This window comes from Salmonella sp. SJTUF15581 (assembly GCF_043356775.1).
Lineage (GTDB): Bacteria > Pseudomonadota > Gammaproteobacteria > Enterobacterales > Enterobacteriaceae > Salmonella > Salmonella enterica.
In genome coordinates this window covers 689,806-712,578 of sequence record NZ_JBEUJY010000001.1, presented here as the reverse complement: position 1 = coordinate 712,578, position 22,773 = coordinate 689,806, and the positions used below count along the sequence as shown (strand labels likewise).

Genomic DNA, 22,773 nt, shown 5'->3' with positions numbered 1-22,773 from the left:
TAACTCTCTTACAACCGAGAGAAATCATTGAAAAGTGCAAGCCCCATTAACAACACCAGCAAAATCGAGCCAATGCGATAACTAAAGTCTTGAACCCGCTCGGATACCGGCCCGCCCTTAAGCTTTTCAATCGCCAGGAACAGCAGATGACCCCCGTCAAGAACGGGCAGCGGAAACAGGTTGATTATCCCTAAGTTCACGCTGATTAGCGCAAGGAACATCAGGTAATAAATCACCCCGAACTCCGCTGACATCCCAGCCCCCTGAGCGATAGAAATCGGCCCACTGAGGTTGTTCAGTTTCACATCACCGGTTATCAATTTACCCAGCATACTGACCGTCAGCTTCATCAACTGCCACGTCTTATCCGTGGCTTCGAGGATGGCGCTAAAAGGCCCATACTGGCGTATAGTCTTGTACTCTTCCGGCAGAGGAATAATTTTAGGCACCACGCCTGCAAACCCTTCCGCCTTTCCGTTAACCGATTTCGTATCCGGCGTTAACGTCAACGACAAGGCGCTCCCCTGCCTTTCAATCTCTAACGCTAACGGCTTACCGGGATTATCGCGTACAAACGTCACGAATTTCATCCACTGCGTTAACGGCTGACCATCGACTTTAACGATCCTGTCGCCCGCTTGCAAACCCGCTTTACTGGCTGCGGAATTCGCCTGCACTTCTGACAGTACTGGTTCAATCTGTGGCCCGCGGGGCCGAATCCCTAAAGAAGATACAGGATCTTGCTTATCAGGCTCAAATGCCCAGTGACGTAAATCAAGCGTTTTGTCCTGCCGCTGGTCGCTACCAAACGGCGCGACGCTCACCGTCGTCTGCTGATCGCCAATTTTGGACACCAGTTGTAAACGCACGGCATCCCAATCAGGGGTTTCGATACCATCAACGGCTTTAAGTTCCGTACCAGGCGCAATTTGCGCCTGCGCAGCAATCGAGTTGGGCGTTATTTCGCCAATGACCGGACGAACGCCAGGGACGCCGATGATAAAGACCAGCCAGTAAGCAAAGATAGCAAAAATGAAGTTCGCAACCGGACCTGCGGCAATAATTGCGGCGCGCTGGCCCACCGTTTTGTTATTGAAGGCGTGACGACGCAATTCCGGCGCTACCGGTTCGGCGCGTTCATCCAGCATTTTGACGTAGCCGCCCAGCGGGATCAGGGCGATGACATACTCGGTGCCGTACCGATCGGTACGACGCCAGAGCGCTTTGCCAAAACCGATGGAAAAGCGCTCAACTCGCACACCGCAGCGCCGGGCAACCCAGAAATGACCAAATTCATGCACAGTGATCAGCACGCCCAGTGCGATGATGAATGCAGCCAGATTCCAGAGAATACTCAGCATAAAACCTTCCGTTAGAGCGTCCTGAACACCAGTAACAACAGGCAAGCAAAGACCGGTACGGCAGCCGTCAGGCTGTCAATTCGGTCCAGAATGCCGCCATGGCCTGGAATCAAGTGGCCGCTATCCTTAATTCCTGCTTCGCGCTTAAACATACTCTCGGTGAGGTCGCCCAGTACAGAAGCCAGAGCCGCCACCACAGAGCAAATCAGCAAGATAACAGGCGCAACATTCAGATTCGCCCACATACCGTAACCCCATGAGATCACGGCAGCCGTAGCAAGCCCGCCGATAAACCCTTGCCAGGTTTTACCCGGGGAAACCTTCGGCGCCAGCTTATGTTTGCCAAATAATTTACCAAACATGTACGCGCCAGAGTCCGCTCCCCAGACCAGGATCATGACATAGAGTAGCCATATTGCGCCACTGTAATGATTCTCGTCATAGTGCCAGGCGCGCAGCGCCAGCATGCCCCAGAAAAATGGCACAATAGTTAACAAACCGAAAATGAGACGCAATGTTTTTGAGTTGCGCCAGATTGCCGCCGAACCGGGATAAAATAGCACCAGCAGTAGCGCGACAACCCACCATCCTAACGATGCCCAAAGCGACATCTCAACCAGCGGTTGACGAATGTTGTGATGATACTCAGGCAACAAAAATAGCATCAGCGCCAATAACAGACCACACAGCACCGCCAGCCAAACCCGCTGTGAACGCGCGGCGAAACCGCTTAACTGTCCCCATTCCCACGCGGCCAGCATACAGACAACCAGCGTAATAATAGCGAACCCCACCGGCGGCAATAAAAAAAGCGCAGCGATGACCGCGGGTATTAACACAAAAGCAGAAATCAGGCGATACTTCAGCAAAAGCAACCCCCATCAGGCTTTGTCATCACCAGGCTCGGTACCGCCGAAACGACGCTCTCGATTAGCAAAGGCATGCAGCGCACCTTCAAAGTCTTGTTCATCGAAATCGGGCCAAAGAACATCCGTAAAGTAAAGTTCGGCATAGGCAATTTGCCAAAGCAAAAAGTTACTAATGCGATGCTCTCCCCCAGTCCTAATTACTAAATCCACAGGCGCCAGCTCATGCATACAGATTTGCTGGCCTAGTCTCTCTTCATCAATCTGATCGGGGCGCAGCACTCCAGCCTGCACCTGTTCCGCCAGTTGTCGGACTCCCTGGACAATATCCCAACGTCCGCCGTAATTCGCAGCAATATTCAGCGTTAGACCCGTATTATGGGCGGTAAGCGCTTCTGATTTGCGAATACGTTCTTGTAAACGTGAGTTGAATCGACTGATATCGCCGATAATACGCAGGCGAACGTTATGGCGGTGCAGGCTTTTGACTTCGCTATCCAGCGCCCACACAAACAGCTCCATTAACGCGCTCACTTCCTGCGCCGGTCGGTTCCAGTTTTCACTACTAAAGGCATACAGCGTTAACGCATCAATACCGTTATTGGCAGCAAAAGAGACCGCTCGCCGGACGGACTTCGCTCCGGCTTTATGCCCAAAGGCCCGGATCTTCCCTTGCTTTTTCGCCCAGCGACCATTGCCATCCATAATTATTGCAACATGACGGCAGCCATGCGCTGGCAAATTTTCGCTTACTGGTTGAGTTGCAGACAACATAACGCGTTTTTTGTCCCTGAAAGGATTTAGCGGTACTCAGGAATACTGAAGCCTTTATACACATTCTCTTCGGTCCGCTTCGCGGATGGCTGCGCATTATCGCCCCTGTCGTGCGCTGTCTGCGCACGCCGGGAACGTATTCGCCTGCCGTCCCGATGCGTCCTGAATGATTTTGTGTATCCACAAAAAAGCCGTGTAAAACCACGGCTAACCTGACCGAAAAAAGCCAAAAACCTGCGATCAGGTGGCGCAGACTATATCACCGAAGCCCAACGCTAACAAATAGCACGATCTTCTGTCGCGGGATAATCGTCAGCGTGAGAGCCGTATCACTTGTTTTCTGGCTACTTCACGCGCGATGGCGTCAACCTGCAATACGTCCTCAACGCTTGCCGGTTCCTGTAAATCCATCCTCTCCAGCACCGCTAAATTGAGCCCGGCGATATCGGTAAAACGAATCTGTTGCGCCAGAAACGCGGCAACGGTGATTTCGTTTGCCGCATTGAGCGCCGTCGTTGCCGCCTGACCTTGCTCAAACGCCTCCATCGCCAGCTTCAGGCACGGATAACGCTGATAATCTGGCGCGCTAAACGTCAGCGCGCTGAGTTTGCAAAAATCAAGCGGCTGCGCGCCGGACGTGACGCGATTCGGCCATGCCATCGTATGCGCAATAGGCGTACGCATGTCAGGTTCTCCAAGCTGCGCCAGGACGCTGCCGTCCTGATAACGCACCATCGAATGAATGACCGATTGCGGATGGATCAACACTTCCATCTGACGTGCGCTGGCATTAAATAACCAACGCGCTTCAATGTATTCCAGACCTTTATTCATCATGGTGGCGGAGTCGACGGAGATTTTTCGCCCCATCGACCAGTTCGGATGACGACATGCCTGATCCGGCGTCATCGCTGCCAGATCGCACATTGGCGTTTCACGAAACGGGCCACCAGACCCGGTAAGCAAAATCGACGTTACGCCATTTTGCTCAAGGTCAGCGTATCCCAGATTATGCTGAATAGATTGCGGCAAACTCTGAAAAATCGCGTTATGTTCGCTATCGACGGGTAAAAGCCGGGCGTTGCTGCGTTTTACTTCGTCCATAAACAGCCGCCCGCAGGTCACCAGCGATTCTTTATTCGCCAGCAGAATCGTCTTTCCTGCGCGAATCGCCGCCAGGGTCGGCAGTAAACCAGCCGCGCCCACAATGGCCGCCATCACATGCCCGACCTCATCAAGCGCCGCCATCTCACAGGCAGCCTGCTGACCGCTCAGAACCTCGGTGCGGCTGCCATGCTGCTGAAGCATTATTTTGAGCTGTTCTGCGCTCGACGTATCGTCCATCACGGCATAACGCGGCGAGAATTCCAGGCACTGCTCCGCCATGCGGGCGACATTTTTACCCGCCACCAGCGCGATAACGCGGAAGCTATCAGGATTATGGCGCACCACGTCCAGTGTGCTGCAACCAATAGAGCCGGTCGAGCCCAGAATGGTTAATTGCTTCATGAAACGTCCAGAAGTGTTGAAACGGAATAAAAAGCAAAACGCCGCACAGGAGACCTGATAATGTCTTCTGCGCGGCGCTTTGTACACCACTCATCCGCCAGGTTTAGCGGGGGAATGAGTTTATATCTGCGTACAGATCAATCAGAACTGCATCAGTTCTGCTTCTTTATCTGCCAACGCCGCATCAACTTTCTTAATTGCCGCGTCGGTCATTTTCTGTACTTCTTCCTGAGAGCGACGATCGTCATCTTCACTGATCGCTTTATCTTTCAGCAGAGCTTTTACTTTATCGTTCGCATCACGGCGGACGTTACGAACGGCGACACGCGCCTGCTCCGCTTCGCCACGGACAATTTTCGTCAGATCTTTACGACGTTCTTCGGTCAGCGGCGGCAGCGGAACGCGAATATCGGTGCCCGCAGAGCTTGGATTCAAACCGAGGTCTGACGCCATGATCGCTTTTTCAACGGCTGGCCCCATAGAACGGTCAAACACGTTAATTTTTAAGGTACGGGAGTCTTCTACCGTTACGCTTGCCAACTGACGCAGCGGGGTCGGAGTGCCATAGTATTCTACGACAATACCATCCAGCAGGCTGGGAGAAGCACGACCCGTGCGCACTTTGCTGATTTGGGTTTTGAACGCTTCAACGCATTTTTCCATGCGTACTTCAGCATCTTTTCTGATATCGCTAATCACGTTACGAATCCTTGAAAACTAGTCTCAGTCAGACCAGACGGTCACACAATACAAAGATGTGCTAAGTATAGTCTCGTTTAATTTCTGCCAGGTAATAAGACCCGTCAATAGAACAGAATCTTACCCGTATTTGGCGCTCACGGGAATTATTCCGTGATTAACGTCCCTTCTTTTTCGCCCATCACCACACGACGCAGCGCGCCCGGTTTATTCATGTTGAAAACACGAATCGGCAGTTTGTGGTCACGAGCCAGCGTGAACGCCGCCAGATCCATCACTTTCAGCTCTTTATCCAGCACTTCGCTGTAGGTCAGCTGATCGTACATGGTCGCGGAAGGATCTTTTGCCGGATCGGCAGTGAATACGCCATCCACTTTGGTCGCTTTCAGTACGACATCCGCTTCAATTTCGATCCCGCGCAGACAGGCCGCAGAGTCGGTAGTGAAGAACGGGTTACCCGTACCTGCAGACAGAATCACAACACGGTTATTACGCAGCAGGCTAATCGCCTCGGCCCAACTGTAGTTGTCGCACACGCCGTTTAAAGGAATTGCCGACATCAGGCGGGCGTTCACATAGGCGCGGTGAAGCGCATCACGCATTGCCAGGCCGTTCATGACGGTGGCCAACATGCCCATGTGGTCGCCCACAACGCGGTTCATCCCCGCTTTTGCCAGACCCGCGCCACGGAACAGGTTACCACCGCCAATCACCACACCAACCTGAATACCCAGTTCAACCAGTTCTTTGATCTCCTGAGCCATACGATCCAGTATGCTTGCATCAATACCGAAGCCTTCCGTACCCTGCAGAGCTTCGCCGCTTAATTTAAGCAGAATGCGTTTATAGACGGGTTTTGCATTGGTAGCCATGTTTCTTTCCTGAGACTGTCAACGATTGATATGAGTTAATTCCGGCGACATTGTACGTCGCATTTCAGCGCAGACGCCAGGCGTCGGCTGATTTTACAAGAGAGGCGCAAAAAGAAGCCGCCCTCAGGCGGCTCCTCAGGAAAATCAGGACTGCTTAGACATCGCAGCAACTTCTGCTGCAAAGTCAGTCTCGACTTTCTCAATGCCTTCGCCCACTTCAAAGCGGATGAAGCCAGTCACGTCAGCGTTGTGCTCTTTCAGCAGTTGGCCAACAGATTTGCTCGGTTCCATGACGAAAGGCTGACCAGTCAGAGAAACTTCGCCGGTGAATTTCTTCATGCGGCCTTCAACCATTTTCTCTGCGATTTCTTTCGGCTTACCGGACTGCATCGCGATGTCCAGCTGTACCTGGTACTCTTTCTCTACCACGTCAGCAGACACGTCTTCCGGCTTAACGAATTCCGGCTTGCTTGCCGCAACGTGCATCGCCAGCTGTTTAACCAGCTCTTCGTCAGCGCCTTTAGCGGCAACCAGAACGCCGATGCGCGCACCGTGCTGGTAAGAACCCAGAACGTCGCCTTCCAGGGAAGCGACGCGACGAATGTTGATGTTCTCGCCGATTTTCGCAACCAGAGCAACGCGCTCTTCTTCGAACTGCGCTTTCAGGACTTCTACGTCAGTGATTTTGCCAGCAACAGCGGCGTCCAGCACTTTGTCAGCAAATGCCTGGAAGCCAGCATCTTTAGCCACGAAGTCAGTCTGGCAGTTAACTTCCAGAATGAAAGCGACGTTGCCGTCGATTTTGGTTTTGATTACGCCGTCAGCAGCCACGTTGCCTGCTTTTTTCGCTGCTTTGATAGCGCCGGACTTACGCATGTTTTCGATTGCCAGCTCAATGTCGCCATTCGCTTCAGTCAGCGCTTTTTTGCAATCCATCATGCCTGCGCCGGTACGCTCACGCAGCTCTTTTACCAGGGATGCGGTAATTTCAGCCATTCTAAAATCCTCGAAAGATTTGATCTGCCCGGCATCAAACCGCACAGATATAAAAGTGAAAAAGGGGGCCATATACAGGCCCCCTAACCAAACGTGATACTACCTGGTCTATAAGGGCTCTCCCCTTCATATTTCGAGCCGCAGGCGCGTTGCCTTCACTCGCTCATCCCGGTCACTTACTGATGTAAGCTCCCGGGAATTCTCGAGCTTGCCGCCTTCCTGCAACTCGAACTATTTTAGGGAGTTATCAAGCCTTATTACTCGGCTTCTACGAAGCTTTCTTCCGCCTGGGAAGCCAGATCCTGAGAACGGCCTTCACGAACGGTTGCAGCGACAGCGCCCAGGTACAGGCTAACAGCACGGATTGCGTCATCGTTACCCGGGATAACGAAGTCAACGCCGTCCGGATCAGAGTTGGTATCAACGATAGCAAATACCGGGATACCCAGGTTGTTCGCTTCTTTGATAGCAATGTGCTCGTGGTCAGCATCGATAACGAACAGAGCGTCCGGCAGACCGCCCATGTCTTTGATACCGCCCAGGCTGTTTTCCAGTTTCTCAAGCTCACGAGTACGCATCAGCGCTTCTTTCTTGGTCAGCTTTTCGAAAGTACCGTCCTGAGACTGAGTTTCCAGGTCTTTCAGACGTTTGATGGACTGACGAACTGTTTTCCAGTTAGTCAGCATACCGCCCAGCCAGCGATGGTTCACGAAGAACTGGTCGCAGCTGTTAGCAGCTTCTTTCACCGCTTCGCTTGCAGCGCGTTTAGTACCAACGAAAAGGATTTTACCTTTACGAGCAGAGATCTTGTTCAGTTCAGCCAGAGCTTCGTTGAACATCGGTACAGTTTTCTCAAGGTTGATGATGTGAACTTTGTTACGCGCGCCGAAGATGAAAGGCTTCATTTTCGGGTTCCAGTAACGGGTCTGGTGACCAAAGTGAACACCAGCCTTGAGCATATCGCGCATGGAAACAGTTGCCATGATTTAAAACCTCTATAGATTAAGTTGGGGTTATGCCTCCACGTATCCCATATTACCGACCCCAAAGGGCACCCCGGAATATGTGCCGATACGTGTGTGTTGTTACACAAAGTGAGATTTGTCGCTCCCGTCCATCGTGTGTAGTCTTCGAATGGATCGGAAGTCCGGCGCGCTTTATACCACAAATACGCCACCGACACCAATAATTGTTGGCACTCAATGCTGAATTGAACGATGAATTTCGTGTTACAAGCAGGCGGCAAATTTTTGCATCCCCGGGAGCTTACGGCCAATAAGTGACTGGGGTGAAAAAATGTCGCCAACGCACCTGTGGCACGAAAGGCGAAGTTCAGAATGATTCTCAATTTGGCAGGGTACACCCCTGACTGATACCATTGTCAGCACTTACACAATTATTGCCGAAATCATCGGCACTGATGGACAGAATTCATGGCTATCTCTATCAAGACATCTGAAGACATCGAAAAAATGCGCGTCGCGGGCCGTCTGGCAGCCGAAGTGCTGGAAATGATCGAACCGTATATCAAACCGGGCGTCACCACCGGCGAACTGGACCGTATCTGTAACGATTACATCGTTAACGAACAACACGCGATCTCCGCCTGCCTCGGCTACCACGGCTATCCGAAATCCGTCTGTATCTCTATTAATGAAGTGGTGTGCCACGGCATTCCGGATGACGCGAAACATCTGAAAGATGGTGATATCGTCAACATCGACGTGACCGTGATTAAAGATGAATTCCACGGCGATACCTCGAAGATGTTTATCGTCGGCAAACCGACCATTCTGGGCGAGCGTCTGTGCCGCGTCACGCAAGAGAGCCTGTATCTGGGCATCAAAATGGTGAAACCGGGCATCCGCCTGCGCACCATTGGCGCCGCCATCCAGAAATATGCCGAAGGCGAAGGTTTCTCCGTGGTACGTGAATACTGCGGACACGGTATTGGTCGCGGCTTCCATGAAGAACCGCAGGTGCTGCATTATGATGCAGACGATGGCGGCGTCGTGTTGCAGCCTGGCATGACCTTTACCATTGAACCGATGCTGAACGCCGGGGATTACCGTATCCGCACCATGAAAGATGGCTGGACGGTAAAAACCAAAGACCGCAGCTTGTCTGCTCAGTACGAGCATACTATTGTGGTAACGGAAAACGGCTGTGAAATTCTGACGCTGCGTAAAGATGACACCATCCCGGCGATCATCACACACGACGAATAATGTTTTGCCTGATGGCGATGCCTTCGCATCTTATCAGGCCTACAAATTACACCTTTACTCAAAATCATTCGAGTTGCCTCAAGGCGGCAAGAGAGTGAATCTTCAGGAGCGTACATAAGTACGTGACTGGAGTGAACGAGCGCAGCCAACGTAGAAGCAACTTGAAGGATGAAGAGTAAATACGTAGGCCGGATAAGGCGTTCACGCCATTATCCGGCTTTTTAATGGGTGGCGCATATGAATACTCTTCCTGAACAGCACGCGAATACCGCACTCCCCACCCTCCCTGACCAGCCGCAAAACCCTGGCGTCTGGCCGCGCGCTGAACTGACCGTCGCCGGTATCAAAGCCCGCATCGACATCTTTCAACACTGGCTGGGAGAGGCATTTGACAGCGGCATTTGTGCTGAACAGCTTATTGAAGCCCGAACCGAATTTATCGACCAGTTGTTGCAACGCCTGTGGATTGAGGCCGGTTTCGGTCAGATTGCCGATCTGGCGCTGGTCGCCGTCGGCGGCTATGGACGCGGCGAACTGCATCCGCTTTCCGATATTGATCTGCTCATTTTAAGCCGCAAAAAGCTGCCCGATGAACAGGCGCAAAAGGTCGGCGAGCTGCTGACTTTACTTTGGGACGTCAAGCTGGATGTCGGGCATAGCGTACGTACGCTGGAAGAGTGTCTGCTGGAAGGTCTGTCTGATTTAACCGTTGCGACAAACCTCATCGAAACGCGCCTGCTGATCGGTGATGTCGCTCTGTTTCTGGCACTACAAAAACATATTTTCAGCGAAGGTTTTTGGCCGTCCGACAAATTTTACGCCGCCAAAGTAGAAGAGCAGAACCAGCGCCACCAGCGCTATCACGGCACCAGCTATAATCTGGAGCCGGATATTAAAAGCAGCCCCGGCGGCCTGCGCGATATCCATACGTTACAGTGGGTCGCCCGACGTCACTTCGGCGCTACCTCGCTCGATGAGATGGTGGGATTCGGCTTTTTAACCCCGGCTGAGCGCGCGGAGCTCAACGAGTGCCTGCATATCCTGTGGCGCATTCGCTTTGCGCTACATCTGGTGGTCAGTCGCTACGATAACCGCCTGCTGTTCGACCGCCAGTTAAGCGTCGCTCAACGCCTTAACTACAGCGGCGAGGGCAATGATCCGGTTGAGCGGATGATGAAAGACTACTTCCGGGTTACGCGTCGGGTGAGCGAACTTAATCAGATGCTGCTTCAGCTATTTGACGAGGCGATTCTGGCGCTACCTGCGGATGAAAAACCGCGTCCTGTTGACGATGAGTTTCAACTGCGCGGCACGCTCATTGATCTGCGTGACGACACGCTGTTTATCCGCGAACCGCAAGCGATCCTGCGCATGTTTTATATGATGGTGCGCAATAGCGCGATCACCGGCATTTACTCTACGACGTTACGCCATTTGCGCCACGCCCGCCGCCACCTGAGCCAACCGCTGTGTTACATCCCGGAGGCGCGCACTCTGTTTCTTAGTATGCTACGCCATCCCGGCGCGGTCAGCCGCGGCCTGCTGCCGATGCATCGCCACAGCGTACTGTGGGCTTATATGCCGCAGTGGTCGCACATCGTCGGACAAATGCAGTTTGACCTGTTCCACGCATACACGGTGGATGAACACACTATCCGCGTAATGCTCAAACTGGAGAGCTTTGCAAAAGAAGAGACGCGCCAGCGCCATCCGCTATGCGTCGATCTCTGGCCGCGGCTTCCCCATCCGGAACTGATCCTGATCGCCGCGCTGTTCCACGATATTGCGAAAGGACGCGGCGGCGACCATTCGGTACTGGGCGCGCAGGATGTACTCACCTTCGCCGAACTGCACGGTTTGAACTCACGCGAAACGCAACTGGTCGCCTGGCTGGTGCGCCAACACCTGCTGATGTCGGTCACCGCCCAACGCCGCGACATCCAGGATCCGGAAGTCATCAAGCAGTTTGCCGAAGAGGTGCAAACCGAAACACGGCTGCGTTTTCTGGTCTGCCTGACCGTCGCGGACATTTGCGCGACCAACGAAACCTTGTGGAATAGCTGGAAACAGAGCCTGTTGCGCGAGCTGTACTTCGCCACTGAAAAACAGCTCAGGCGTGGAATGCAAAATACGCCGGATATGCGTGAGCGCGTGCGTCACCATCAGCTTCAGGCGCTGGCGCTGCTGCGAATGGACAATATTGATGAAGCCGCGCTGCACAAAATCTGGACCCGCTGTCGCGCTAACTATTTTGTTCGTCATAGTCCAAATCAGCTCGCCTGGCACGCACGCCATTTATTGCAGCACGATCTGCGCCAACCATTAGTGTTGCTCAGTCCGCAGGCCACGCGCGGCGGAACCGAAATTTTTATCTGGAGTCCGGACAGACCCTATCTGTTTGCCGCCGTCTGCGCCGAGCTGGACAGGCGTAATTTAAGCGTCCATGACGCGCAGATCTTTACCACTCGCGACGGCATGGCAATGGATACGTTTATCGTTCTGGAACCAGACGGCAGCCCGCTGGCGGCGGATCGCCATGACGTTATTCGCACCGGTCTTGAACAGACCATTACGCAGCGTAGCTGGCAGCCGCCGCAGCCGCGTCGGCAACCGGCAAAGTTACGGCACTTTACGGTCGAAACGGAAGTCAATTTTCTGCCCACCCATACCGACAGAAAATCATTCATGGAATTGATCGCGCTCGATCAACCTGGTCTGCTGGCCAGGGTCGGACAAATTTTTGCCGATCTGGGAATTTCGCTTCATGGCGCCCGAATTACAACCATTGGTGAACGAGTAGAAGATTTATTCATAATCGCCACAGCGGATCGGCGCGCGCTTAATAATGTGCTGCAACTTGAGGTACAACAACGGTTGACAGCGGCCCTCAATCCAAACGATAAAGGGTAGTGTGTTTATTTATATGAAAGAGTTTAACAATGCAGCAGTTACAGAACGTTATTGAGACCGCTTTTGAGCGCCGCGCCGATATTACGCCGGTTAATGTAGATACCGTGACCCGAGAGGCGGTAAACCAGGTCATTTCTCTACTTGATTCCGGCGCGCTGCGTGTCGCAGAAAAAATCGACGGTCAGTGGGTCACTCACCAGTGGCTGAAGAAAGCGGTTCTGCTCTCTTTCCGTATTAACGATAACCAGGTTATCGACGGTGCGGAAAGCCGCTACTTCGATAAAGTCCCGATGAAATTCGCTGATTACGACGAAGCGCGTTTTCAGAAAGAAGGCTTCCGCGTCGTTCCGCCTGCGGCCGTTCGTCAGGGCGCATTTATCGCCCGCAACACCGTGTTGATGCCGTCTTACGTTAACATCGGCGCCTACGTTGACGAAGGCACCATGGTTGACACCTGGGCGACGGTGGGTTCCTGCGCGCAGATTGGTAAAAATGTTCACCTTTCCGGCGGCGTAGGTATCGGCGGCGTACTGGAGCCGTTGCAGGCTAACCCGACCATCATTGAAGACAACTGCTTTATTGGCGCGCGTTCTGAAGTCGTGGAAGGCGTCATTGTCGAAGAAGGTTCCGTCATTTCCATGGGGGTATACCTCGGCCAGAGCACCAAAATCTACGATCGCGAAACAGGTGAAGTTCACTATGGCCGCGTACCGGCGGGCTCCGTTGTCGTTTCCGGCAACCTGCCGTCAAAAGACGGTAAGTACAGCCTGTACTGCGCGGTGATCGTGAAAAAAGTCGACGCCAAAACGCGTGGTAAAGTGGGCATTAACGAATTATTGCGCACTATTGATTAAGCGAGTGAAAAGCGGGGGCGACAGCCCCCCTTTGCATTACGGCGAATGCGGTAACACGGTTTCCGGCGCAATCTTTGCTGCAAACGCCGAAGCCAACGCAGTCAAAACGACATAACCGGCAACCAACGTCCAACTGTTATCATAGACTGCGCTTAACGCTTTAGCGATAAACGGCGTGAATCCCCCTGCCACAACCGCCCCCAACTGAGCGCCAATTGATGAACCGCTGTAGCGTACAGGCGGATGAAACAGTCCGGCGAAAAAAGAAGGTTGCACGGCATTCAGTGAATTATGACCAATGTTAATAAGCAGAACGTAGCCCATTGTCATCAGTATGAGCGAACGGCTTTCCAGCAGCCAGAAAAAGGGAAAAGCCATTGCCGCGACAAAAAGCGCGCCGAAAATATACACCTGACGGCAGCCACGCCGATCCGACATGATGCCAAATAGCACGTGCATGGGATACGCCAGCAGACAGGTGAACATTACAATGTACAGAATAGTCAGGCTGGCAATCCCAAGCTGCGTTGTCGCCCAGGAAACCGCGAAGACGGTAGCAAGAAAAAAGGGAACGCTTTCCGCAAAACGTAGAATTATAATCAGCAAAATGCTGCGCCATTGTTCTCGTACCACTTTGACCACCGGCCTTTCTTCTTTTTGCTGCCTATGATTAATGGCCTGCTGCTTTTTAAACGCACGGAAGACAGGCGTCTCATCCAGACGATGACGCATATATAATCCAGGCAGCACCAAAAGCGCACTGAGCAGAAAAGGAATACGCCATCCCCATGATAACAACGCCTCCTTCGGTAATTGGGTCACGACTATAAATACGCCTGTCGCCAATAATTGTCCCGTGAGTCCTCCTGTTTGCGATAGCGCGCTTAACCGCCCCCGGTGCTTTCCAGCAGCATATTCCACGACCATCAACATGGCGCCTCCCCATTCGCCTCCAACCATAAATCCCTGTAGAAAACGCAGAATAACCAGTAAAGCAGGCGCCAGCGCGCCGATACTGGCGTAAGAAGGCAGGCAACCGATGAGAAACGTGACCGCGCCCATCCCCCCTAACGTAATTAATAACGTGTTTTTACGCCCAAGCGTATCTCCCCTGTTGCCAAAAAATAGCGCGCCCAGCGGCCGGGAGATAAATCCCACGCCGAAACTGGCAAAAGAAGATAACGTTGCAGTCAATGGGCTGGCGCCAGGAAAAAAAAGCGGGCCAAATACCAGCGCGCTTGCCAGGCCGTATAATAGAAAATCATAATATTCAATGGAGTTTCCTATCCAGGCGGAAACCACCACCCGGCGAATAGTAGCATTATACGTTCCGGACATAGACTCCGCCTCTCAAGGTTATCGACCACGGCCTCCGGTCAATTTCCCACACTGACTTCAAACGCTTTCTCTATAAACGGAATATCGCGTTGAATTACTTAAGCTATCAATAACCGCCGCCCTTTTGCTCATGACGTTGCCGAGACGTCTTCTGCGATCAACCGCGCTTTTTTTGTATACATTGGTGGCGAAAAACCAATTTTTCGTTAATTATTCAAAAGTTATAGTGTGATGAAGGATACCGCTATGTATGACAATCTAAAAAGTCTGGGCATTACCAATCCTGAGGAAATCGATCGTTACAGCCTGCGGCAAGAAGCCAATAACGATATCCTGAAAATCTATTTTCAAAAGGATAGAGGTGAATTCTTTGCTAAAAGCGTGAAGTTTAAGTATCCACGCCAGCGTAAAACGGTGGTGGCCGATGGCATCGGTCAGGGTTATAAAGAAGTACAGGAGATTAGCCCTAACCTACGCTATGTGATTGACGAGCTGGACCAAATCTGCCAGCGCGACCGCTCAGAACTCGATCTCAAACGTAAGATCCTCGACGACTTGCGCCATCTGGAAAGCGTCGTCGCGAATAAGATCAGTGAAATCGAAGCCGATCTGGACAAGCTTACCCGCAAATAAAAAAGCTGCCGGGGCTTCATTTCGAGCCCCTATCACTCTGCTGCTCCCTCTCATCCGCCTCACGGCTACCGCCATTTTTCATCACTATGCCTCACAGCGGCTCAATACATATCATTTCGTTATCCTGCTGTATTTATTAATAAAAATAAAAAGCTATGTTCATCCTCCCTATTTATGGAGGTTATATGACTCAGGAAATCACGCTAACATGTTATTCGCTGCCTGCGGCCCCCGGACTGGATAACATCAAATTTGAAAAGGGGCGCGAGCACGACCGCCAGGCGCTGGGATTTATTCTGCCAGCGAATACGCAGCTGCAAATCCGCCAGCCAAATAACAACGCCGGTAACGCCAGACTCCGTCTGCTGTGCAATGACTCAGCGTGTGAGAAATCGCTTACGCTGAACGGCAACTGGCAAACGATCAGCACAACGGTCGATTCCGTTCCCTTTATTGATACCCTCTTTTTTGCGCAGGGCGGCGAGTTTTCGGTGATCTACCGACAGCCAACCAGCAATAAAAATTTGCCATACTGGCGTAAGGGGCAATCCGAAGACACTTTTTTCCAGACCTGGGAAGAACAGGCGTCGCCTTTTGCCCTGCTGGAACTGGACCGCGTGCGTTTTCTGCTGCCCTGGGCGGATCGCGCTAATGTCATCAACGCCGGTATCACCGCGCTGGATGCGTACTATACGCGAGTGATCGACGCCTATAATGACTGGACTGGTCTCAGCGATAGCCCTGCTTCGCCGCTTAATCAAAATGTCGCTAACCGCTATTTTATTAAAGCGGATAAACACGGCGTCGGCGCGGCTTATTATCTCCCCTGGTGGTGCGCGCAAACGGCTGCAACATTAAGCCAGGGGTGGATCGATAATGTCGCCACGCAGTGGACGATTCTGCATGAAATCGGTCACGGCTATCAGGGCGTCTTTATGAATGACGTCGACCTGCCAGTCGGTGAGGTGTGGAACAACATTTACGCCGCGTTTTTCCAGCAGCTTAACCTGAACCAGGGGAACCATCTTTATACCGACGGCTGGCTCTACAATTACGGACGGCAGTCTGAGCAGGAATTGCAATTCATTACCTATCTGCGGAATCGCACGCCGGTTAGCGCCTGGGGCGTCCGCCCCCGCCTGCAATTTCTGATGCTGATGTTATTTAAAGGCGGAACAGAAGCCTTTCGGGTGTTTAACCAGAACTACCGCGAGCTGGGTGCTGGCGAAAACTTTTTGCCCTGCGAGCATCGTCTGACCGATCTGCTGGCGGACGCCATCGCCACAGCCTCAGGTTATGACGTCGCGCCGTTTATTCAGCTGTGCGGCTTACCGGTCGATGCGTTCACCCGCGAGCAGATCGCCGCACAGGCGGTAAAACCCGTCTGGCCGCTTTACGATCTGTTGCCGGAGCGCGAATGGGAAAGCGCGCGCCAACATTTAGGGCTGGACTCTTTTGTCTGGCTGGTTGAAAACGCCGAGCTGGCGGCGCTGAACAAAACGGGAACGCTCACGCTAACGCTGAATATCGATCAGCCGGAGCAACTTTATGGACGCGCCTTAACGCTACACGACAACGCCGGCAGCACGTATACATTGCCCGTCAACGACAGTACGCTCACGTTAACTCACCTGCCCATTGGCATTTACCATCTCACCCTGCCCAAAGGGCGATCGCAGAAATACCGCCCGGACACGGACTATGTGGTTATCCGCGAAGGGGAAAACGCACTTACCGTTAATTTCACCGCCTTGCAGGACAGCGCCGCGCATAACGAGCAGTTGATTTTCCTCGGCTACGGTGACATGCCCTTCGCCCGTTTAGCCGTGGATCATGAGGCCAGACAATTAGTTCTGGATATCACGAACGCCACGCCGCACAGCTACTTCGCGAATACGTTATACGCCAGCATAACGGTGTTAACCGCCAGCGGCGAAAAGGTTTTTGAACGTAAGATGAACGGAACAAACTGCGCCACCGGAAAAATTGTGGTGCCGTTTAGCGACCACTACCACCTTTATCTTTATCATGCCGAGCCTGGCCGCCTGAAAGCCTCGCCGGGCTATCTGACATTGGTCTCGTCGACGAAATATCAGTTACTGCGTCTTGACAGCGAAGGGCTTTATCATTTTTCGCTCAACAACGATCCTGCCGCAGATCTCCAGGCTATGTTTACCCATCGCGCAGATGCTATCCGCGCCTGCCCTTTATTAATGGCGCAACCTTATGCCGCTTGCAAAAACGATCTCTGGCTGATGCTCTCCCACATTGAAGAGCCGACCCGTAGCGCGTTAATGCGCGACAGCGTTGATGTGCTGCCGGCGGATAACAGCGAGCCGGGCGAAGGCATCGGTAAAGGCGTGACGTTGCAGTTACGCGGACAAGGCGACAGAACGTTTTGCCAGCTTGCTTACGATAATCGGCAACAGCGCATGACAATAGAAACACTGGCCGGGCAGCCTCATCCCTACTATACCGCGACATACAGCACGCTCACGGTAAAGGAGGAGTCCGGCGAGGTTATCTATAGCCGTCATTATGATGGCATCACCCACTATTCAGCCGATAGCGAGACGGTTGTTTTGCAAGCGGGAATGTACATTGAGCTCTTCCATGACGAACCTTACCGTTGCAGCGCCATCAATGAAACGACCGGGCAAAACGTCACGCTGAAAAAACACAACCGCTGGCGCGTGGTGAGCGATGGGCTGGAGGTCGACTCACCGGAACAAACGGAAGAGAAAAATACCGCCGATGCTGCCGCATTATATGGCGATAAATTCAGCTGGCAGCTTATTGGCAAGGAAGAAAATGGTTTTGCCAGTATGGAAATAGACATCCGTGCGCAACAATTTATCTTTACCGCATACCCAATTGCGCCGCATAGCGACTTCGCAACGGAATATGCGGCAGTGACGATTTATAATACGCGCGGTACGGTGGTTTACCGTCAGTCGATAAAAGGTTCGGTGCAGCTTGGCGGCTATACTGACGTCTGCGGGCTGGATGAGGATTATACGATTGAGGTCTTTCATGCCGAGGGCGCAGACCAGTCGGTTATCCGCAACCCGCTCAATGGCGAAAGCTGGCCGCAGCCGCAACACGTGATCTGGCAGGTCACGGCGCGGGGATTACAGCGCCTGACCACGAATTAACCCCACCCCATCACAGCGTCTTCGGGCGCTGTGAGATTACGTTGTCGGATGGCGGCTTTGCCTAATCCGGCCTACCACTTCGCCCAATTTCCCTGCTCTGATAAGCGAAGCGCCGCCGGGCTTAACGCTGTTCATCCAATTGTAGCGCCACATACAGCAACAGCCGATCGTCAAAATTTCCCAAATCCAGCCCGGTCAGTTCCGAAATACGATTTAGCCGATATTCCAGCGTGTTACGATGAATAAACAGCGCCTTAGAGGTCGCCAGCGGCTGGACATTATGGCGAAACCACGCCGTCAGCGTCCGACGTAATAACCCGTTGTTATCCATCGCTTTGAGTTTTACCAGCGGGCGCGCCAGCTCATTGGCCTGCCAGCCGCCACGCAGGCTATCTAACAGAACCGGCAGCATCAAATCCTGATAAAAATAGCTGCGGCTTTCTGGCATCCGCTGTTTGCCGACCATCATCGTGGTGCGCGCCGTGCGGTATGAGCGTGCAATACTGCCCGGCCCGGTAAAGTAATTGCCCAGCGCTACGCGAAAACGTAGCTGACCATTCTCTTTCATTCGCGAGATAAGCTGCTCTACGCGCTTACGATGATCTTCAGCATCCCAGCGACCAAACGAGTTTAAGGCGGGTTTGAGCACCACCATCTCGGTGAGAGAAACAATGGCTATCAGGTTGTTACGCTCCGGCGTGGTAAGCGCATTCTGCAACTGCTGAAGTTCCGCCATTGCGCTATCGACGCCAAGCTGGCCGCTGTCGACTTCCACCACCGCCGCCACACGCGGCTGGTTCAAATCGATCCCCAAACGCTGCGCCCATTCCACCAGCGCCGGCGTATTTTCTTCGGCCTGAATCAGGTTCATCACCAGCTCTTCGCGCAAACGGCTATCCTGCGCCAAAAGGTGCATTAACCGCGACTGTTCCAGCATCATCTCGGCAGTCATACACACCAGTTCGCCATATTTACGCAGATGCTCTGGTTCGCCGGTGAGGCCGATCACGCCGACAATTTCGCCCTCAAGGCGTAAGGGAAGATTAATCCCCTGACGCACCCCGTGCAGGTGTCGCGCCACGGCGTCGTCGATATCCACAACCCGGCCCTGCGACAGCACTAACAGCGCGCCTTCGTGCAATTCACCAATACGTTCCCGATCGCCGCTGCCGATAATGCGCCCGCGGGCATCCATTACGTTGATATTGGTATCGATGATGCGCATAGTGCGCGCCACGATATCCTGCGCCATTTTGGTATCAAGATGCCAGCCAGCCATAAATCCCTCCTGTGAGCAGAGCACAAGCATAAGGAAGATGACAGGTCTCGACATTGTGCAAATGCACAAAACGGTGCAAATAAGTATGGAGTTGTGGGGGGTTTCACAGAAAAGTGTTGCCCCCTTCCATGGCGGAAGGGGGACAAAGGTGATTACTGCATCAGCAAATAAATAGAACTATCACCACGCTGAATATTCAGCGCCAGAACCGACGGTTTGCTGTCGAGAATCTTACGCAGCTCGGCGATATTTTTCACCGGCTGCTGGTTAGCGCCGATAATGACATCGCCTTTTTTGAGGCCAATTTGCGCGGCGGGTGAATTCGCTTTCACGCTGCTCACCACAACGCCTTTATCCTGGCCTTTATTGCTCATTTCAGCGCCTTCAATCCCGCTGAAGATGGTGCTGGAATCAACCTGACTCTGGCTGCTCTGCTGCAATTCCAGATTAACCGTAATCGCTTTACCTTCACGCAGCAGACCGAGGCTGATTTTGCTGCCGACCGGCATAGTGCCGACCTGAGCGCGCAGCGCCGCAAAGCTGCTGATCGGTTTACCGTTCAGCGAGGTAATGACATCCCCGGCTTTGATACCCGCTTTCGCCGCGGACGAATTCGGCATCACCTGGCTGACGAACGCGCCACGCTGGGCGTCGACTTTCATCGCTTTCGCCAATTCGGAATTCAGCTCAGTCCCCATGATCCCCAGTTCGCCGCGTTTCACCTGGCCGTATTCCACCATCTGCGACGTCAGGTTTTTCACCATGTTACTGGGGATAGCGAAGCCAATACCGATGTTGCCGCCGTCCGGCGCCAGAATCGCGGTGTTAATACCGATCAGCTCACCGTTCAGGTTCACCAGCGCGCCGCCGGAGTTACCACGGTTAATCGCGGCGTCGGTCTGAATAAAGTTCTCGTAATTTTCTACGTTCAGGCCGCTACGCCCCAGCGCCGAAACGATACCTGACGTCACCGTTTCGCCCAGACCAAACGGGTTACCAATAGCGACGGTATAATCCCCCACGCGCAGCGCGTCGGAGTCCGCCAGCTTAATCGCCGTCAGGTTCTTCGGATTCTGAATTTGAATCAGCGCGATATCAGAACGCGGATCTTTGCCTACCACTTTAGCATCGAATTTACGCCCATCGCTAAGCTGTACTTTAATCACGCTGGCGTTATCAACCACGTGGTTGTTGGTGACGACGTAGCCCTTCGCGGCGTCAATAATTACGCCGGAGCCCAGCGCCATGAATTTCTGTTGTTGACCGCCGTTGCCGCCGCTACCGCCGCCCTGGCAGAACGGAGAATTCTGGAACGGAGAACCGTCCTGGCAGAACGGGGAGTCATCGCCAAAGAACTGCTGGAAATTACGCGGCATACGCGGCGTATTCACCGTGGTGCTACCTTCTACATTAATACTGACCACCGATGGCATCACTTTTTCGAGCATCGGTGCCAGGCTTGGCATCTGCTGGGCAGTCATTGCTGAAGAGGACGTTTCAGCCGCCGTGGCAGACAGAGGCGACAATGCCAAACCTAAACTCAGAGCCAGTGCACTCATTGCTAATGTGGTTTTTTTCATGTGTTTCAATCTCGATTAACAGGTAACGCAAAATTGCTGTGTACGTCAGATTCATTTTATAACGCGAAGTTCCGGAATAAAGTTTCTGGAAAAAGTAAAAATTTATTGTCCATCTTTACAAAAGTCCATTTACTGTTCGACCGCCATCAAACGCCGATATTCATCCCATGCGTAAAGGTCAGTCATCCCGCTGATATAATCCTGAATCAACCGACAGCGATAATAATATTCCAGTACCGGGTACTCCGCCGAATCCGTGGGTAATTTACTGACGACTTCCACGTAGGCCAAACGATGGCGCGTAGAAAGTTTCTGAAATAAGCGCGATTCTATGGGGAAGCGTTTCAACCGTTCTTTTTCCACCAGCTCGCGAAAGTCGTTAAGCGACAGGCTTAATAGCGGCTGATAGATATCTAATAATCCGCTGATCACCCGGTATCCCTGTAGTTCAAGCTGTTCTACATCCGGATGGCTAAACACATGTTCAACCGCCACATTCTTATAGAGTTCAAGCAGGCGGCTAAAACCGCTGGCATCTTCCAGTAACGCCTGATTGAAGGTACCGGCAAAAATCTGCGGCAAATTATCAATAAAACGCTGAGCGGCATAGGGCACCAGTTTATTTAATGTATTTACCCGTAAATACATAAAAAACTGATCTTCGGTACTGCGGCTTAATGTATTGGCGCGTGATTTTTCCCACGCATTTCCTACCACCAGCTCAAACAGCGAATCCTTCTCATGGTGGCCCCACGCGTGATATAAATGGTGATAAAGCTGCTCAACGCTAAAGATTCTTTTCTCTACCGCGTCTTCAAGATCGGCGACACAATAAGAAATATCATCTGCGGCTTCCATAATCCACGTTAATGGAAAGCGACTGTAAGGCGCTAACTGAAGTTCTTTACGTAACCTCGCAATATACTTCTCTTCAGAAAGATAATAGCCCGGTTTCTTCATTAAATAGCGATGGGAATCCGGCACCGGCCCTCGCCACCATGCCGGACGGGTATATTTTAAAATTCCGCCAACCTGCGCCCAGGTAAGATTCATCCGCATGAGCGTATGCACCAGACGAATTCCCTGTGCATTGCCTTCAAAATGGCAGATATCCTGACGTACCTTGCGGCGAATATCGTTCAGATTTTCTTCGCCTTCCTGTAACCGTAGCGAGGAAACCACACAACGATCATGCGTGAGCGGCTGACTTTCCGCATCTTCCGGATGCAGCCGCTGACGAAACCAGTCATTGATCGCCGCCTCGCCAAAATGACCGAACGGCGGATTACCGATGTCGTGCATCAGGCAGGCCATTTCCACAATACTTTCAAAGGGACCGGTCAGCGTATCCAGACCGTACTCCTCCAGTCGGTTTTGCTCTTTCAGGCGGCTTAAAATCTCTTTCGCGATATAACGCCCTACCTGCTGCACCTCCATCGAATGCGTCAGGCGAGTACGCACCGCGGCATTGCGCTCCAGCGGGAAAACCTGCGTTTTTTGCTGCAAACGGCGTATAGCCGGAGAGTTGATAATCCGCCCGCGATCGCTTTCAAAAATCCGCAGGATCTCATGCTCCGTCTTTACACCCTGCGGTGAACGATAACGACGATGCCAGTTAATTTTATTTCGGAAATCGATCGATGCCATATCCTCTCCCCGCCTGAGAAATGCGCTTCCCCATAAGCGCATGATAAACTATGCCCCCAAAACTGACTTATC

At 52.6% G+C, this 22,773-nt stretch carries 17 protein-coding genes; 5 read left to right on the top strand and 12 right to left on the bottom strand.

The annotated features are described in order from the left end of the window. Positions 1-8: 8 nt before the first annotated feature. The 8 genes from rseP to rpsB form a co-directional block, all read right to left on the bottom strand. Positions 9-1,361: a sigma E protease regulator RseP gene (gene rseP / locus ABVN36_RS03330; protein WP_000949017.1), complete on the bottom strand. Its 1,353-nt coding sequence runs from the start codon at positions 1,359-1,361 to the stop codon at positions 9-11. 11 nt (positions 1,362-1,372) lie between these two features. Next, positions 1,373-2,230 carry a phosphatidate cytidylyltransferase gene (cdsA, locus tag ABVN36_RS03325; RefSeq protein ID WP_000922422.1) on the bottom strand — a complete coding sequence of 286 codons (858 nt, stop codon included), beginning with the start codon at positions 2,228-2,230 and terminating at the stop codon, positions 1,373-1,375. 12 nt (positions 2,231-2,242) lie between these two features. After that, positions 2,243-3,001, bottom strand: coding sequence for a (2E,6E)-farnesyl-diphosphate-specific ditrans,polycis-undecaprenyl-diphosphate synthase (ispU, locus tag ABVN36_RS03320; RefSeq protein WP_000947413.1), 759 nt, complete (start codon positions 2,999-3,001; stop codon positions 2,243-2,245). A gap of 312 nt (positions 3,002-3,313) precedes the next feature. Further along, positions 3,314-4,510, bottom strand: a complete 1,197-nt coding sequence (gene ispC, locus ABVN36_RS03315) for a 1-deoxy-D-xylulose-5-phosphate reductoisomerase (protein WP_000811905.1) — start codon at positions 4,508-4,510, stop codon at positions 3,314-3,316. A gap of 141 nt (positions 4,511-4,651) precedes the next feature. Continuing rightward, complete coding sequence (gene frr / locus ABVN36_RS03310) at positions 4,652-5,209, bottom strand: ribosome recycling factor (RefSeq protein ID WP_000622423.1); 558 nt, start codon at positions 5,207-5,209, stop codon at positions 4,652-4,654. Between the two features lie 146 nt (positions 5,210-5,355). Next, positions 5,356-6,081, bottom strand: coding sequence for a UMP kinase (gene pyrH, locus ABVN36_RS03305; protein ID WP_000224567.1), 726 nt, complete (start codon positions 6,079-6,081; stop codon positions 5,356-5,358). A gap of 144 nt (positions 6,082-6,225) precedes the next feature. Further along, a complete protein-coding gene (tsf, locus tag ABVN36_RS03300) occupies positions 6,226-7,077 on the bottom strand; it encodes a translation elongation factor Ts (RefSeq protein ID WP_000808106.1) in 852 nt (283 codons plus the stop codon). Positions 7,078-7,334: 257 nt separating this feature from the next. Next, complete coding sequence (rpsB, locus tag ABVN36_RS03295) at positions 7,335-8,060, bottom strand: 30S ribosomal protein S2 (RefSeq protein WP_000246886.1); 726 nt, start codon at positions 8,058-8,060, stop codon at positions 7,335-7,337. 450 nt (positions 8,061-8,510) lie between these two features. Here rpsB and map point away from each other — a divergent pair, with 450 nt between their 5' ends. The 3 genes from map (at position 8,511) to dapD (ending at position 13,069) form a co-directional block, all read left to right on the top strand. Beyond that, positions 8,511-9,305 (top strand): type I methionyl aminopeptidase, encoded by a 795-nt coding sequence (gene map, locus ABVN36_RS03290; RefSeq protein ID WP_001018214.1) that lies wholly within the window; start codon positions 8,511-8,513, stop codon positions 9,303-9,305. Positions 9,306-9,542: 237 nt separating this feature from the next. After that, a complete protein-coding gene (gene glnD, locus ABVN36_RS03285) occupies positions 9,543-12,215 on the top strand; it encodes a bifunctional uridylyltransferase/uridylyl-removing protein GlnD (protein WP_001094519.1) in 2,673 nt (890 codons plus the stop codon). A 29-nt stretch (positions 12,216-12,244) separates the two neighbouring features. Continuing rightward, complete coding sequence (dapD, locus tag ABVN36_RS03280) at positions 12,245-13,069, top strand: 2,3,4,5-tetrahydropyridine-2,6-dicarboxylate N-succinyltransferase (RefSeq protein ID WP_001186676.1); 825 nt, start codon at positions 12,245-12,247, stop codon at positions 13,067-13,069. Between the two features lie 36 nt (positions 13,070-13,105). Here the strand turns inward: dapD and ABVN36_RS03275 are convergent, their stop codons facing one another. Further along, entirely contained in the window at positions 13,106-14,407 is a 1,302-nt protein-coding gene (locus ABVN36_RS03275) for an MFS transporter (RefSeq protein ID WP_023138966.1), read from the bottom strand. 246 nt (positions 14,408-14,653) lie between these two features. Between ABVN36_RS03275 and ABVN36_RS03270 the strand changes: the two genes are divergently transcribed. Both ABVN36_RS03270 and ABVN36_RS03265 read left to right on the top strand, forming a co-directional pair. Further along, positions 14,654-15,040, top strand: coding sequence for a DUF3461 family protein (locus ABVN36_RS03270; RefSeq protein ID WP_000272193.1), 387 nt, complete (start codon positions 14,654-14,656; stop codon positions 15,038-15,040). A 185-nt stretch (positions 15,041-15,225) separates the two neighbouring features. Beyond that, entirely contained in the window at positions 15,226-18,195 is a 2,970-nt protein-coding gene (locus ABVN36_RS03265; RefSeq protein ID WP_023138967.1) for a putative mucin/carbohydrate-binding domain-containing protein, read from the top strand. Between the two features lie 121 nt (positions 18,196-18,316). Here ABVN36_RS03265 and cdaR read toward each other — a convergent pair whose 3' ends face one another. The 3 genes from cdaR to dgt form a co-directional block, all read right to left on the bottom strand. Then, positions 18,317-19,474, bottom strand: a complete 1,158-nt coding sequence (gene cdaR, locus ABVN36_RS03260) for a DNA-binding transcriptional regulator CdaR (RefSeq protein WP_000929420.1) — start codon at positions 19,472-19,474, stop codon at positions 18,317-18,319. A 152-nt stretch (positions 19,475-19,626) separates the two neighbouring features. Beyond that, the gene (degP, locus tag ABVN36_RS03255; protein ID WP_000753961.1) at positions 19,627-21,054 is read right to left on the bottom strand and encodes a serine endoprotease DegP; all 1,428 of its coding nucleotides are present in this window, start codon (positions 21,052-21,054) and stop codon (positions 19,627-19,629) included. A gap of 129 nt (positions 21,055-21,183) precedes the next feature. Next, complete coding sequence (gene dgt, locus ABVN36_RS03250; RefSeq protein ID WP_000146455.1) at positions 21,184-22,701, bottom strand: dGTPase; 1,518 nt, start codon at positions 22,699-22,701, stop codon at positions 21,184-21,186. Between the last annotated feature and the right edge of the window lie 72 nt (positions 22,702-22,773).

Bases quoted from the DNA above. Each gene is read 5' to 3' on its own strand.
- rseP (WP_000949017.1), bottom strand. From the start codon at position 1,361: ATGCTGAGTATTCTCTGGAATCTGGCTGCATTCATCATCGCACTGGGC.
- ispU (WP_000947413.1), bottom strand. From the start codon at position 3,001: ATGTTGTCTGCAACTCAACCAGTAAGCGAAAATTTGCCAGCGCATGGC.
- ispC (WP_000811905.1), bottom strand. From the start codon at position 4,510: ATGAAGCAATTAACCATTCTGGGCTCGACCGGCTCTATTGGTTGCAGC.
- pyrH (WP_000224567.1), bottom strand. From the start codon at position 6,081: ATGGCTACCAATGCAAAACCCGTCTATAAACGCATTCTGCTTAAATTA.
- tsf (WP_000808106.1), bottom strand. From the start codon at position 7,077: ATGGCTGAAATTACCGCATCCCTGGTAAAAGAGCTGCGTGAGCGTACC.
- rpsB (WP_000246886.1), bottom strand. From the start codon at position 8,060: ATGGCAACTGTTTCCATGCGCGATATGCTCAAGGCTGGTGTTCACTTT.
- map (WP_001018214.1), top strand. From the start codon at position 8,511: ATGGCTATCTCTATCAAGACATCTGAAGACATCGAAAAAATGCGCGTC.
- glnD (WP_001094519.1), top strand. From the start codon at position 9,543: ATGAATACTCTTCCTGAACAGCACGCGAATACCGCACTCCCCACCCTC.
- dapD (WP_001186676.1), top strand. From the start codon at position 12,245: ATGCAGCAGTTACAGAACGTTATTGAGACCGCTTTTGAGCGCCGCGCC.
- ABVN36_RS03275 (WP_023138966.1), bottom strand. From the start codon at position 14,407: ATGTCCGGAACGTATAATGCTACTATTCGCCGGGTGGTGGTTTCCGCC.
- ABVN36_RS03270 (WP_000272193.1), top strand. From the start codon at position 14,654: ATGTATGACAATCTAAAAAGTCTGGGCATTACCAATCCTGAGGAAATC.
- ABVN36_RS03265 (WP_023138967.1), top strand. From the start codon at position 15,226: ATGACTCAGGAAATCACGCTAACATGTTATTCGCTGCCTGCGGCCCCC.
- cdaR (WP_000929420.1), bottom strand. From the start codon at position 19,474: ATGGCTGGCTGGCATCTTGATACCAAAATGGCGCAGGATATCGTGGCG.
- degP (WP_000753961.1), bottom strand. From the start codon at position 21,054: ATGAAAAAAACCACATTAGCAATGAGTGCACTGGCTCTGAGTTTAGGT.
- dgt (WP_000146455.1), bottom strand. From the start codon at position 22,701: ATGGCATCGATCGATTTCCGAAATAAAATTAACTGGCATCGTCGTTAT.